Origin of the sequence: Nonomuraea sp. NPDC048901 (assembly GCF_040649695.1) — a bacterium.
GTDB lineage: Bacteria > Actinomycetota > Actinomycetes > Streptosporangiales > Streptosporangiaceae > Nonomuraea.
The window spans coordinates 46,814-60,246 of record NZ_JBEZFW010000022.1 but is presented as its reverse complement, the minus strand read 5'-3'; the positions used below and the strand labels follow the sequence as shown (position 1 = coordinate 60,246).

Genomic DNA, 13,433 nt, shown 5'->3' with positions numbered 1-13,433 from the left:
GCCCGTGTCCCTGTGCGGGCCGCCGGTTTCATCCCCAAAATGGCGGGATGTCAGGATGAGGGCATGCCGCTCCGCAGCTCCCGCTGGTACTCAGGTCAAGACCGCAACTCCTACATCCATCGCGCCTGGATGCGCCGCGGCCTGCCGGAGGCCGCGTTCGACGGGGACCGGCCGCACATCGCGATCGCCAACACCGCCTCCGACCTCACCCCGTGCAACTCCCACCTCGACGAGGTGGCCGACAGCGTCAAGCAGGGCGTGTGGGCGGCCGGCGGCGTCCCGCTCAACCTGCCCGTCGTGTCCCTCGGCGAGACGAACGTCCGGCCGACCGCGATGCTCTGGCGCAACCTGGCCGCCATGGCCACCGAGGAGATGCTGCGCGCCAACCCGATCGACGGCGTGGTGCTGCTCGGCGGCTGCGACAAGACCATCCCGTCGCTGCTGATGGCCGCCGCCTCGGTGGACCTGCCCGCCCTGGTGGTGCCCGGCGGCCCGATGCTGACCGGCCACTTCCGCGGCGTCCCGCTCGGCTGCGGCACCGACGTGTGGCGGCTGAGTGAGGAGGTACGCGCGGGGACGCTCTCCCGCGAGGCGTTCCTCCGCTCCGAGTCGTCCATGATCCGCAGCCGCGGCCACTGCAACACGATGGGCACCGCCTCGACCATGGCCTGCATGGCCGAGGCCCTCGGCATGACCCTGCCCGGCACGGCGGGTACCCCCGCACCCGACAGCAGGCTGCTCGAACGCTCCCACGAGAGCGGCCGGCTCGCTGTCGAGCTGGTACGGCGCGAACTGCGGCCGAGTCGGGTGATGACCAGGGGATCGTTCCTCAACGCGATCGTGACGCTGGCCGCGATCGGCGGCTCCACCAACGCCGTCGTCCACCTGCTGGCCATCGCCGGGCGCCTCGGCGTCGAGCTGGAGCTGGACGACTTCGACCGGACCGGCAGGGGAGTGCCGCTGCTGGTCGACCTCCAGCCCGCTGGCCGGCACCTGATGGACGACCTGTTCAGGGCGGGCGGGCTGACGGCCGTACTGAAGGAGGTCGAGGACCTGCTCGACCCGGCGGCGGTCACCGTCAGCGGCCGGCCGCTCGTGGAACACCTCGCCGACGCGGAGATCTGGGACGAGAGCGTCATCCGCCGCCGCGCCGACCCGCTGCTGCCCGAGGCCGGGATCGCGGTGCTGCGCGGCAACCTCGCGCCGGACGGCGCGGTGATCAAGCCCGCCGCCGCCTCGCCCGAGCTGCTGAGCCACCGCGGCCGGGCCGTCGTGTTCGACAGCGTCGAGGACCTCAACGCCCGGCTCGACTCGCCGGACCTGGACGTCGACGAGACCTCGGTCCTGGTGCTGCGCGGCTGCGGGCCCAAGGGCTACCCCGGCATGCCCGAGCTGGGCAACCTGCCGCTGCCCGCGAAACTGCTGGCCAAGGGCGTACGCGACATGGTCCGCATCAGCGACGCCCGGATGAGCGGCACCGCGTACGGCACGGTCGTGCTGCACACCGCGCCCGAGGCGGCGGCCGGCGGCCCGCTCGCGCGGGTGCGGACCGGCGACCCCATCGTGCTGGACGTCGCGGCCAGGCGGCTCTACGTCGACATCCCCGACGCCGAGCTGGCCGCCAGGGAGCCGGTCGTCAACGGGCACGCCGCCCCGCCCCGCGGCTGGGAGCGCCTGTACGTCGACCACGTCATGCAGGCCGACAAGGGGGCGGACCTCGACTTCCTCACAGGTTCGAGCGGCGACGCCGTGGGCAGGGAATCCCACTGACCTGGAGACCCGCGCGATATCTTGCCCGGTACGGGATTAGTGTGATCGTTTGACGGCACGAGGAGGACGAGTGGGCGGCGACATCACCCAGAGCCAGGAGTGGGCGGCACTGGACAAGCACCACGGGGAGCTGGCGGGCAAGCAGCTGCGCGAGCTGTTCGCGGAGGATCCGGGCCGCGCCGAGCGGATGACGCTGACCGCCGGTGATCTTTACCTCGACTACGCCAAGCACCGCGCCACGGACGAGACGATCGACCTGCTCGTCCAGCTGGCCGAGCGGGCCGGGCTGCGCGACCGGATCGCCGCGATGTTCCGGGGCGAACACATCAACGTCAGCGAGGACCGGGCCGTCCTGCACGTCGCGCTGCGCATGAGCCGGGAGGCCAAGCTGGAGGTCGACGGCCAGGACGTCATCGCCGACGTGCACGCCGTGCTCGACAAGATGAGCGCCTTCGCCGACCGGGTCCGCTCGCGCGAGTGGACGGGCGCCACCGGGCAGCCGATCACCACCGTGGTCAACATCGGCATCGGCGGCTCCGACCTCGGCCCGGCCATGGCGTACGAGGCGCTGCGCGACTACGCCGACGCCGGCATCGCGGCCAGGTTCGTCTCCAACATCGACCCGGCCGACATCACCGGCAACCTGGCCGGTCTGGACCCGGCGAGCACGCTGGTCGTGGTCAGCTCCAAGACGTTCACCACGATGGAGACGCTGACCAACGCCAAGGTCGCCCGCCAATGGCTGGTTGACGCGCTCGGCGAGGACGCCGTGTCGCAGCACTTCGTGGCCGTCTCGACCAACGCCGAGAAGGTCGCCGCGTTCGGCATCGACACCGCGAACATGTTCGGCTTCTGGGACTGGGTCGGCGGCCGCTACTCCTATGACGGCGCCATCGGCCTGTCCCTGATGATCGCGATCGGGCCCGAGCGGTTCCGCGAGATGCTGGCCGGGTTCCGCGCCATGGACCAGCACTTCCGCACCGCGCCGTTCAAGGCCAACATGCCGGTGCTGCTCGGCCTGCTCGGCATCTGGTACAACGACTTCTTCGGCGCGCAGACCCGGGCCGTGCTGCCCTACAGCCAGCGGCTGCACCGCTTCCCCGCCTACCTGCAGCAGCTCACCATGGAGTCCAACGGCAAGTCCGTACGCGCCGACGGCACACCCGTCACGACCGACACGGGCGAGATCTTCTGGGGCGAGCCGGGCACCAACGGCCAGCACGCCTTCTACCAGCTGCTGCACCAGGGCACCCGGCTGGTGCCCGCCGACTTCATCGGGTTCGCCGAGCCGTTCGAGGACCGCGAGGGCATGCACGACCTGCTCAACGCGAACCTGTTCGCGCAGACCTCCGCGCTGGCGTTCGGCAAGACGGCCGAGGAGATCGCCGGCGAGGGCACGCCGCCCGAGATCGTGCCGCACAAGGTGATGCCCGGCAACCGCCCCACCTCCACGATCCTGGCCGCCAAGCTCACCCCGTCCACGCTCGGCCAGCTCGTGGCCCTGTACGAGCACGCGACGTTCGTCGAGGGCACCATCTGGGGCATCGACTCCTTCGACCAGTGGGGCGTCGAGCTGGGCAAGAAGATGGCGCTCGACCTGGCGCCCGCGCTCACCTCGGAGGAGCCACCGACAGACTTCCCGGACGCCTCCACTCAAGGGCTCGTCCGGCGCTACCGCGAGCTGCGCGGAAGGCGGGTCTGAGGTGGGGGCGACCAAGGCCGCGGGCGCGCTCGTCCTGTTCGGCATCACCGGCGACCTCGCGCGCAAGATGGTCCTGCCCGCCCTCTACCAGCTCACCGCCAAGGGCGAGCTCGATCTGCCGATCATCGGCGTGGCCAAGACCGACCTGGACCTCGACGGGCTGCGTGAGCACGCCCGCGCGGCCTGCGGCGGCGTGCGCGACGCGGCGTTCGAGAAGCTGGCGGGCAACCTGCGGCTGGTGGCGGGCGACTACCGCGATTCCGGCACCTATACCCGGCTCCGCGAGGAGCTGGAGGGCAAGGGTTTCCTGGTCCACTACCTGGCCGTGCCGCCCGCGCTGTTCTCGGTCGTGGCCGAGGGGCTGGCCGCGGAGGGCCTCAACAGGGACGCCAGGCTCGTGGTGGAGAAGCCGTTCGGCAGCGACCTGGACTCGGCCCGGGGGCTCAACGCCGAGCTGCTGAAGTATTTCGACGAGGATCACCTGCGCCGGGTCGACCACTTCCTGGGCAAGGAGCCGGTCGAGGACCTCATGGTGTTCCGGTTCGCCAACATGCTGGTCGAGCCCCTCTGGAACCGCAACTACGTCCGCAGCGTGCAGATCACCATGGCCGAGGACTTCGACGTGGCCGACCGGGGCGCCTTCTACGACGCCAACGGCGCCATCCGCGACGTCGTCCAGAACCACCTGCTGCAACTCCTCGCCATCCTGGCCATGGACCCGCCGCCGTCCAAGGACGCCCGCGCCCAGCTGGACGAGAAGTGGCGGGTGCTGCGCGCCGTCGAGGCCATCAAGCCCGTCGACGTGGTCCGCGGCCAGTACGAGGGCTACCTCGACACCGAAGGCGTCAAGAAGGGTTCGACCACCGAGACGTTCGTCGCGCTGCGCGCCTACATCGAGAACTGGCGATGGGCCGGGGTGCCGTTCTGCATCCGCGCCGGCAAGGCACTGCCGATGACCGACCTGGAGATCGTCGCGGAGCTGCGCAAGCCGCCGATCTCGCTGTTCCCGCACGACCCGCACCTGAACCCCAACCTGATCAGGTTCCGGCTGCAGCCCGACGCCGGGGTGACGTTCGACGTGCTGGCCAAGGAGCCGGGCAAGCAGCGCACCCGGCAGGTGCCGGTGAGCGTCGACTTCACCAAGGTGCTCGGGCCGATGGAGGCCGCCTACGAACGGATCCTGGCCGACGCGGTGAGCGGCGATCCGCTGCGGTTCGCCAGGTTCGACCTGGTGGACGAGTCGTGGCGGATCGTCCAGCCGATCCTCGACCTGCCGGACCCGCCGCTGCCGTACGCGAAGGGCACCTGGGGGCCCAAGGCGGCCGAGAAGATCGCGCCCGGCGGGTGGCACGAGATCTCGACCACCTTCGACTGATCCCGCGCGGGCGGGCAGCGATGAGCGGCATTGACGGCGGGGCCGATAGGTCCGACGATCGCAGGCATGCCCCTCATCCCTGTTCCCGCCCACGCGCACACATGGGCTGCACTCACCCGCGATACCTCCTATGTCTTCGGGTTCGAGGAAGCCGACGGCGATACTCGGGTCGTGCAGTGGTACTGGGGGCCCCGGTTACCCGCCGGGGCCCTCGGCCAGGTCGCCGAGCACGCCCCCGGCTGGATCGTCACCGGCTTCCTCGACCCCGACGACGCGACGGAGATGCTGCCCGTCGACGGCGGCCGCCGCTGGGGCGTGCCCTCGCTCCAGGCCGTCTACGAGGGCGGGGTCCGCTCCGTCGAGCTCGGCTTCGAGGACGCCGTCCTCGGTGAGAACGAGGTGGAGGTGGTCCTGCGCGACCACGCCTACGGCCTCCGGGTGGGCCTGCACGTACGGGTCTTCGACGACTGCGACGTCATCGAGCGCTGGGTGAACGTCACCAACGAGTCGGCCGCGCCCCTGCGGCTGCGGCGGCTCGACTCGGGCAGCTGGGTGATCCCCGAACAGGCGGGCTTCCGCTACACCAGCGCCGCCGGGGGCTGGGGCCGCGAGACTCAGCTCCAGAGCGGCGAACTGCCGGCGGGGGAGACCACATTCGGCAGCAGGACCGGCACCACCTCGCACAAGGCCAACCCGTGGATCATGCTCGGCGACGCCACCGAGGACACCGGCGACCTCTGGACAGTCGCGCTCGCCTGGAGCGGCTCCTGGCGGCTCACCACGCAGCGCCGCCCCGAGGGCGACGTCGCGGTCAGCGCCGGATTCGGCCACGAGGGCCTGACCTGGCCCCTCGGTTCCGGCCAGTCGCTGCGCACCCCCTCCGCGCTCGGCCTGCACACCGCCGGCGGTTACGGCGCGGCCAGCCGGGCCTGGCACGACTACGCCCGCAAGCACGTCCTGCCCAGACCCGGCGAGGAACGGCCCGTCCTGTACAACTCGTGGGAGGCCACCGGGTTCGACGTCACCGAGGCCGGCCAGCTGGACCTGGCCCGCCGGGCCGCCGACCTCGGCGTGGAGCTGTTCGTGGTGGACGACGGCTGGTTCGGCGCCCGCACCGACGACACGCGCGGGCTCGGCGACTGGTGGCCCAACCCCGAGCGCTTCCCGCACGGCCTGCGCCCGCTCTTCCAGGGCGTACGCGACCTCGGCCTGCTCGCCGGGCTCTGGGTCGAGCCCGAGATGGTCAACCCCGACAGCGACCTGTACCGGAAGAACCCCGACTGGGTGCTGCACTACCCGGAACGCCGCCGCGACACCATGCGCAACCAGCTCGTGCTCAACTACGCCCGCGACGACGTGCGCGAGTGGGCGCTCGGCTGGCTCGACCAGCTCGTCCGCGAGTACGGCCTGGCCTACCTCAAATGGGACATGAACCGCAGCTTCAGCCAGGCAGGCTGGGCCGAGGGCGGCGACCTGCTCTGGATCGAGCACACCAGGGGCGTCTACACGATCATGGACGAGCTGCGCGGGCGCCATCCGGGGCTCCGCATCGAGTCGTGCTCGGGCGGTGGCGGCCGGGCCGACTTCGGCATGCTCCGCCGTACGGACCAGGTGTGGACCTCCGACAACACCGACGCCCGCGACCGGCAGGTGATCCAGCGGGGCTTCTCCTACCTCTATCCCGCCGGCGCCATGTCGTGCTGGGTGACCGACAGCCCCAACCCGATCACCCACCGGGAGGTGCCGCTGCGCTACCGCTTCCACGTGGCCATGGCGGGCACGCTCGGCATCGGCGGCGACCTCACCCGGTGGAGCGCCGCGGAGCTCGAGGAGGCCAGGCAGCTCATCGCCGACTACAAGGCCGTCCGCCCGGTGATCCAGCACGGCGCGCTGCACCGGCTGGCCGGCCGGCCCGGTGAGAGCGCCTCCGCCGTCCAGTACACGCTCGGCGACCAGGTGGTCGTGCTCGCCTACAACCCCTTCGCGCTGGACAAGCAGCCGCCCCGGCGGCTCCGCCTGGCCGGGCTCGACCCGTCGGCCGTCTACGAGGGGCCCGGCGGCTCCTGGTACGGGGCCACGCTGATGCACCACGGCCTCACCCTGCCCACCTGGTTCCACTCCGGCGCCGACTACCGCAGCGAGATGGTGGTGTTGCGCCGGGTCTAGGGCCAGCATGTGGGGATGGACATCATGGAATTAGTCGAACGCGCGAAGGACTCCGCCACCGTCAAGCGGGTCTTCGGCGACCCGATCCAGCAGGACGGCGTCACGGTCATCCCCGTCGCCCGGGTCGTCCAGGGCGGCGGCGGGGGCATGGGCAGGCAGGAAGCCTCCGTGGATCCGGACGCCGCGCCCGGCGGCGAAGGCAGCGGCGGCGGATTCGGCCTCAGCGCCACTCCCGCCGGGGTGTTCGTGGTGAAGGACGGCGACGTCCGCTGGCAGCCGGCGGTCGACGTCAACCGCATCGTCATCGGCGGCCAGATCGTGGCCATCGTGCTGCTGCTGACCATCCGATCGATCCTCAAGAAAAGCCGCAAGCGCTGATTTTTGCCTGTTTTTAGTACCGTGAGCGTCATGACCTCTGTGACGCAAGTGCTGGCTTTCGGCGGTGTGGTGATGCTCGGGGCCATGTCCCCAGGGCCCGACTTCGCCGTCGTGGTACGGCGCTCGGCGATCTCCGGTCGCCTGTACGGCATGGCGGCGGCGCTGGGCATCTCGATCGGCGTGTTCGCCTGGGTGGTGGCCGCGGCGACGGGCGTCGCCGCGCTGCTGGCGGCCTCGGCGATGGCGTTCACCGTGGTCAAGGTCGTCGGGGCCACCTACCTGCTGTTCCTGGGCGTCAAGGCGTGGCGCGCCGCCCTGCGCAAGGGCGGCGCGCTGGAACTGGAGGCGCCGGACCCGGGGAAGCGGAGCGCGTGGGCGGCCTTCGTCGAGGGACTGCTGACGAACGCGCTCAACCCCAAGGCGGCGCTGTTCTTCGTGGCGCTCGTGCCGCAGTTCGTCAGCGAGGGCGCGTCCCCGGGCGACACGCTCACGCTGTCGGTCATCGCGCTGGCACTGACGGTGCTGTGGTTCCTCCTGGTGGCCAACATCGTGGGAGCGCTGCGCAAGGTCTTCGCCAGGCCGGCGGTACGGAAGGCGGTCGACGGGCTGACGGGCGCGGCCCTCATCGCCCTCGGCGTCAACCTGGCCGCCGCCAGCCGCCCATAGCTCTTTGTCCGGGGCAGTTGGTCTATGAGACGGTGACGCCCAGCAGGTGGCCCAGGCCGAACGTCACGGCGGCGGCCCCGGCGCCCAGCGCGAGCTGGCGCAGGCCGCCCAGCCACCACGGGCGGGCCGTCATCCGCGCCACCGCCGCGCCGAACACGAACAGCGCCACCAGGCTCAGCACCAGCGCCACCGCCAGCCCCGAGGCCCCGAACAGGAACGGCGCCAGCGGCACCACCGCCCCGGCCGCGAACGCGCAGAACGACGACCCGGCCGCGACGTACGGCGACGGCAGATCGTCGGGATCGACGCCCAGCTCCTCACGTACATGCACCCGCAACGCCTGCTCGGGATCCGCCGACAGCCCGGCCGCCACCCGCGCCGCCAGGTCGGCGTCCAGGCCGCGGGCACGGTAGATCGCGGTCAGCTCGGCCAGCTCACCTTCGGGGTCGCGAGCCAGCTCACGGCGCTCCACGGCGATCTCGGCCCGCATCAGCTCCGTCTGCGACTTCACGGAGGTGTACTCGCCCGCCGCCATCGAGCACGCGCCCGCGATCAATCCGGCGAACCCGGCGAGCACCGCCCCACGGCCCGCACCCGCCGCCCCGACGACTCCGGCGATCAATGCGAAATTGGACACCAGTCCATCCATCGCCCCGAACACCGCCGGCCGCAACCAGCCACCAGTCACGTCGCGGTGGCTGTGGTGCCTCTCGGGAGAGTACGGCCGGTCGAGCTCGATGGTCATGAAACATCCTCCGCCTCAATAACGCCTTAAGACGAAATTTAGGCAGATGTCATGATGATCCGCAACGAAGGGGAGGCTTCCCTGACCTGCGACAAGGCGCGGGTCGCGAACGTGTGTGCGGGTGTGGCTCGGGGGTCGGGTGGGCGCGCGAGACCCGGAGGGAGGCGCGGCGCCTCCCCCAGGAGCCGGGTCGGACAGAGGCCCGGGCCGGGTCAGATGCGAGCAGGGGTGACCGGCTCCGGGGCGGTCTGGGTGTCGGTGCCGCGGATCAGGGCCTCGCAGTCCGCTATGGCGCCGGTCAGCAGGTCGCGCAGCAGGGTGTCCGGGTCCGGGATGCAGGCCTGGACGATGCCCACCACCGAGAGCTGCACCGCGTTCGGCGCCGCGTACCGGCGGAAGCCCTTCTCCGTAATCCGGGCCGCGCGGCTGAAGCGCCTGGCCTGCTCCGCCGCGTGCGGGACCAGCGCCATCGCCCGCTGGCTCTCCTCGCTCAGCGGGACCGTGCTGAACCGGCCCGAGGCCGGCTGGCCGGACGGGACGCCGTCGAGTCTGGCCAGCATCTCCTCGGCCGCCAGCACCGACACCGCGAGTGCCAGTTGACGCTCGGCCGCCGAGACCGGGAGCGCGGTCGTCGCGCACCGCAGCGCGATCCGGGCGTCCACCCGGAGGTCGTCGGCGTTCAGGTCGATGATCGATGGAACGAGGCCCACGAGGCGGGCCCGGTTCGCGTCGCTGGTGTTGTCGTTGACCAAGCGGGCGAGTGCGGCCAGCAGCGGGTGCGTGCAGGCCGGGTGGTCGCTCCACCGCTCTCCGGCTAGGTAGGACGCCAGCTCCATGAAGCAGGCGCCGCGCTTCGGGTTGCGATGCCTGCCGCGTGACAGAACCGGCATGTGATCAAGCTGATTGTCCACGGGGTGCTCCACTGCTCCACGGGATGCTGCTCTACGGGATCGCCGTCTTTCCAGTCTGCGCTGATAACAGCAACAACGCCAGTGATGGGGGATTTTGCCTCCCCTGCAGCCTGCCCGGTGGGCGCGCACGCACACCTGGGGTAAGAGGGATGCCACCTTTGTGGATCAGTTCGGTCGCCGGAAGCCGCTGAAATTATTCTTTAGTTCATCGTCAAGCCTTGAAAGTTATAACCGCGAACGATTGAGTTCGGTCGTGCAGACCCTCCGCTACGCGGCCGTCGCGGCCGCGCTCGTCTTAGGGATCGCCGCCCCCGCGCAGGCCGATCCCCAACCCCCCGCCGAAGACGCGCTGAAGGCGTCGTCCTATCCGCCGCCCTCCACGCTGCTGACCCAGGCCGTCACCGGCAAGCAGCTGGAGACGGCCAAGAAGACCCGGCCGGTGGCCCCCGGCATCTCGCTGACCTCGTTCGACCGCTACGACGAGCTCGGCTGGCTGCGGGCCGACGCCGTCACCGCCGACCTGGGCGCCGCGAAGGCCGACTACGTCTACTCCGGCGAGGTGTCCAAGACCGAGCCGCTGTCCGGGCCCGCCAAGCGCGCCCACGCCGTCGCGGCCGTCAACGGCGACTTCTTCGACATCAACAGCTCGGGCGCCGCCCTGGGCATCGGCGTCCAGAACGGCTCGCTCATCCAGTCGCCCGCCTCCGGTCACGACAAGGCCGTCGCGATCACCGGCGACGGCCTCGGGCGGGTGCTGAGGATGTACTTCGAGGGCACCGCCACCCCCGCAGGCGGCGCGCCGATCACCCTGACCCAGTTCAACCAGATCGTCCAGGCGGGCGGGGTCGGCCTGTTCACGCCGCTGTGGGGCTCCTACAATCGGGCCCGCGCCGTCGAGGGCGCCACCGCCGTGACCGAGGTCGAGCTGGTCGACGGCGTGGTCTCGGCGGTACGCCAGGCGCCGGGAACCGGCCCGATCCCGGCGGGCACCACGATCCTGCTCGGCCGTGACGCCGCGGCCGCCACGCTGGCCGGGCTCAAGCAAGGCGACAAGATCGACGTGAAGTACCAGCCGAAGTCGTCGGACGGCGACGCCGTCAAGGCGGCGGTCGGCGGCAACTACGTCCTGGTCAAGGACGGCGCCGTGCAGAGCTCCACCGACCCGGCCGCGCACCCGCGCACCGCGGTCGGCTTCTCGGCCGACGGCAGGAAGATGTACCTGCTGACCGTCGACGGCCGCCAGGCCGACAGCCGTGGCGTCACGCTCAACGAGCTGGCCGCGATGATGGTCGAGCTCGGCGCCGCCAACGCGCTCAACCTCGACGGCGGCGGCTCCTCCACGATGCTCGCCCGCGAGCCGGGCTCCGCCGACGTCCAGGTCGAGAACAGCCCGTCCGACGGCGGCGAGCGTCACGTGCCGAACGGCCTGGCCCTGTTCGCCCCCGAGGGCAGCGGCAAACTCAAGGGCTTCTGGCTGGAGACGGCCGGCGACCCCGCCAAGGCGCCCGGTGCTTCTCCCGTCGCCGGTGGCCGCCCCGACCGGGTCTTCCCCGGCCTCACGCGGCGGCTGACCGCCGCCGGATACGACGAGACGTACGGCCCGGCGGCCGGCACCCCGTCCTGGCGCGCCGAGCCGATGGTGCACGGCGTCATCCGTGACGGCAAGTTCCACGCCCTGGTCCCCGGCCAGACGACGGTCACCGCCTCCCGTGGCGCCGCCAAGGGCACGCTGCAGCTGACCGTGCTCCAGCCGCTCCAGCGGCTCGGCGCCACCGTGGACCGGGTCGGCCTGGCCGGCGCGGACGCCACGGCCACCTTCGGCGTCGTCGGCTACGACCACAACGGCAACACCGCGCCCATCGAACCGGACGACCTCACGCTCGACTACGACCACGACGCCTTCGAGGTGACGCCCGCCGACCAGGGCTACTTCACCGTCAAGTCCAAGAAGGCGACCACGTCCGGCCTGATCACCGCCAAGGTGGGCAAGATCAGCACCGCCGTGCCCGTCACCGTGGGCTTCGAGGGCAAGCCGGTCGCCGACTTCGAGAACGCGGCCCAGTGGAGCTTCGCCGCCGCCCGGGCCACCGGCTCGCTGTCGGCCGCGCCCGGCCAGAGCGGGGGCGGCCTCAAGCTGTCGTACGACTTCACCCAGTCCACCGCGACCCGCGCCGCCTACGCCAGCCCGCCGCAGCAGATCGAGGTGGCGGGGCAGCCGCAGGCGTTCGGCCTGTGGATCAACTCCACCGGCAAGGGCGAGTGGCCCAGCCTGGAGTTCTACGACGGCCAGGGGCAGTCGCAGATCCTGCGCGGCCCGTACATGACCTGGACCGGCTGGAAGTACGTCGAGTTCGCCGTGCCGTCCGGCGTCACCTACCCGCTCAAGCTGCGGCGCTTCTACGTGGCCGAGACCAAGACCGACGCGAAGTACACCAACGACATCCTCATCGACGGACTGGTGGCCAAGGTGCCGCCGTCGGTGACGGCGCCGCCCGCCCAGAAGGTCGCCGACCCGGTCGTCAAGCCCGAGGTGGCCAAGATGCCGTGGCGGTTCGCCGTCATGTCGGACGCCCAGTTCGTGGCCCGCGACCCGGACAGCGACATCGTCAAGAACGCCCGCCGTACGCTTCAGGAGATCAAGGCCGCAAAGCCCGACTTCCTGCTGATCAACGGTGACCTGGTGGACGAGGCGTCGCCCGAGGACTTCGCGCTGGCCAAGAAGATCCTCGACGAGGAGCTCGGCGGGACGCTGCCGTACCACTACATCCCGGGCAACCACGAGGTGATGGGCGGCAAGATCGACAACTTCAAGGCCGTCTTCGGCGACACGTACCAGACCTTCGACCACAAGGGCACCCGGTTCGTCACGCTGGACACCTCGCGGCTGAACCTGCGGGGCGGCGGCTTCGACCAGGTCGCCCTGCTCCGGGCCCAGCTCGACGCGGCGGCTCGGGACGCGTCCGTCGGCTCGGTGGCGGTGCTGTTCCACGTGCCGCCGCGCGACCCCACGCCCGGCAAGGGCAGTCAGCTCGGCGACCGCAAGGAGGCCGCGCTGGTCGAGGGCTGGCTGGCGGACTTCCAGCGGACCACCGGCAAGGGCGCCGCCTACATCGGGGCCCACGTCGGCACGTTCAACGCCTCGCACGTCGACGCGGTGCCGTACTTCATCAACGGCAACTCCGGCAAGAACCCGGCCACCGCGGCCGACGACGGCGGCTTCACCGGCTGGTCGCTGTGGGGCGTGGACCCGGTCACCGCGCAGGAGGCGGAGCACGTCAAGCGCAACTGGTTCGCCGACGCGCCCAGCTGGCTCGGCGCCCAGGTACGGCCGCACGTGGACGACCTCGCCCTCGCGGCCCCCGCGACCGTGCAGGTCGGCAAGACCGCGGCCGTGTCGGCGACGGTCAAGCAGGGCACCCGGGTGGTGCCCGCCGCCTACCCGGTGTCCGTGGCGTGGTCGGGCTCGCCGAACCTGCACATCGGGTCGCGGCAGAGCGCCAAGCCCTGGGACGTCGCCGTGCTCGACCCCGCGACGGGGACGCTCACGGCGCTGCGTAAGGGCCAGGTGACCGTCGCGCTGACGGTCAGCGGCGTCACCCGCCAGGCGACGATCGCGCTGACGGCCAACGCGGCCGCCTGACAAAAGCGGCCGCCTGACGTAACAGGCGCCTGACACACGGCGGTGGGGGTCACCACACCCGGCCCCCACCGCCGGACACA

The 13,433-nt window shown here is 71.3% G+C and carries 9 protein-coding genes; 7 read left to right on the top strand and 2 right to left on the bottom strand.

Features of this window, described 5'->3' with window-relative positions; genetic code table 11:
* The first annotated feature begins 63 nt into the window (after window positions 1-63).
* The 6 genes from AB0C30_RS48480 to AB0C30_RS48455 all read left to right on the top strand — a co-directional run bounded on the left by AB0C30_RS48480 (window position 64) and on the right by AB0C30_RS48455 (window position 8,057).
* On the top strand, window positions 64-1,770 hold the full coding sequence (locus AB0C30_RS48480) for an IlvD/Edd family dehydratase (protein ID WP_357957187.1): 1,707 nt from the start codon (window positions 64-66) through the stop codon (window positions 1,768-1,770).
* A gap of 70 nt (window positions 1,771-1,840) precedes the next feature.
* Window positions 1,841-3,472: a glucose-6-phosphate isomerase gene (gene pgi / locus AB0C30_RS48475; protein WP_357957185.1), complete on the top strand. Its 1,632-nt coding sequence runs from the start codon at window positions 1,841-1,843 to the stop codon at window positions 3,470-3,472.
* A gap of 1 nt (window position 3,473) precedes the next feature.
* On the top strand, window positions 3,474-4,847 hold the full coding sequence (gene zwf / locus AB0C30_RS48470) for a glucose-6-phosphate dehydrogenase (protein ID WP_357957183.1): 1,374 nt from the start codon (window positions 3,474-3,476) through the stop codon (window positions 4,845-4,847).
* 66 nt (window positions 4,848-4,913) lie between these two features.
* On the top strand, window positions 4,914-7,013 hold the full coding sequence (locus AB0C30_RS48465; protein ID WP_357957181.1) for an alpha-galactosidase: 2,100 nt from the start codon (window positions 4,914-4,916) through the stop codon (window positions 7,011-7,013).
* A 24-nt stretch (window positions 7,014-7,037) separates the two neighbouring features.
* Window positions 7,038-7,391: a spore germination protein GerW family protein gene (locus tag AB0C30_RS48460; RefSeq protein ID WP_357957179.1), complete on the top strand. Its 354-nt coding sequence runs from the start codon at window positions 7,038-7,040 to the stop codon at window positions 7,389-7,391.
* Window positions 7,392-7,421: 30 nt separating this feature from the next.
* Window positions 7,422-8,057, top strand: a complete 636-nt coding sequence (locus AB0C30_RS48455) for a LysE family translocator (RefSeq protein WP_357957178.1) — start codon at window positions 7,422-7,424, stop codon at window positions 8,055-8,057.
* A gap of 22 nt (window positions 8,058-8,079) precedes the next feature.
* Here AB0C30_RS48455 and AB0C30_RS48450 read toward each other — a convergent pair whose 3' ends face one another.
* Both AB0C30_RS48450 and AB0C30_RS48445 read right to left on the bottom strand, forming a co-directional pair.
* A complete protein-coding gene (locus tag AB0C30_RS48450; protein WP_357957176.1) occupies window positions 8,080-8,802 on the bottom strand; it encodes a VIT1/CCC1 transporter family protein in 723 nt (240 codons plus the stop codon).
* A 212-nt stretch (window positions 8,803-9,014) separates the two neighbouring features.
* Window positions 9,015-9,692, bottom strand: coding sequence for a hypothetical protein (locus AB0C30_RS48445; RefSeq protein WP_357957174.1), 678 nt, complete (start codon window positions 9,690-9,692; stop codon window positions 9,015-9,017).
* A 274-nt stretch (window positions 9,693-9,966) separates the two neighbouring features.
* On the opposite strand from AB0C30_RS48445, the gene AB0C30_RS48440 reads away from it, so the two are divergent.
* The gene (locus AB0C30_RS48440) at window positions 9,967-13,353 is read left to right on the top strand and encodes a phosphodiester glycosidase family protein (RefSeq protein WP_357957172.1); all 3,387 of its coding nucleotides are present in this window, start codon (window positions 9,967-9,969) and stop codon (window positions 13,351-13,353) included.
* The last annotated feature ends 80 nt before the right edge of the window (window positions 13,354-13,433 follow it).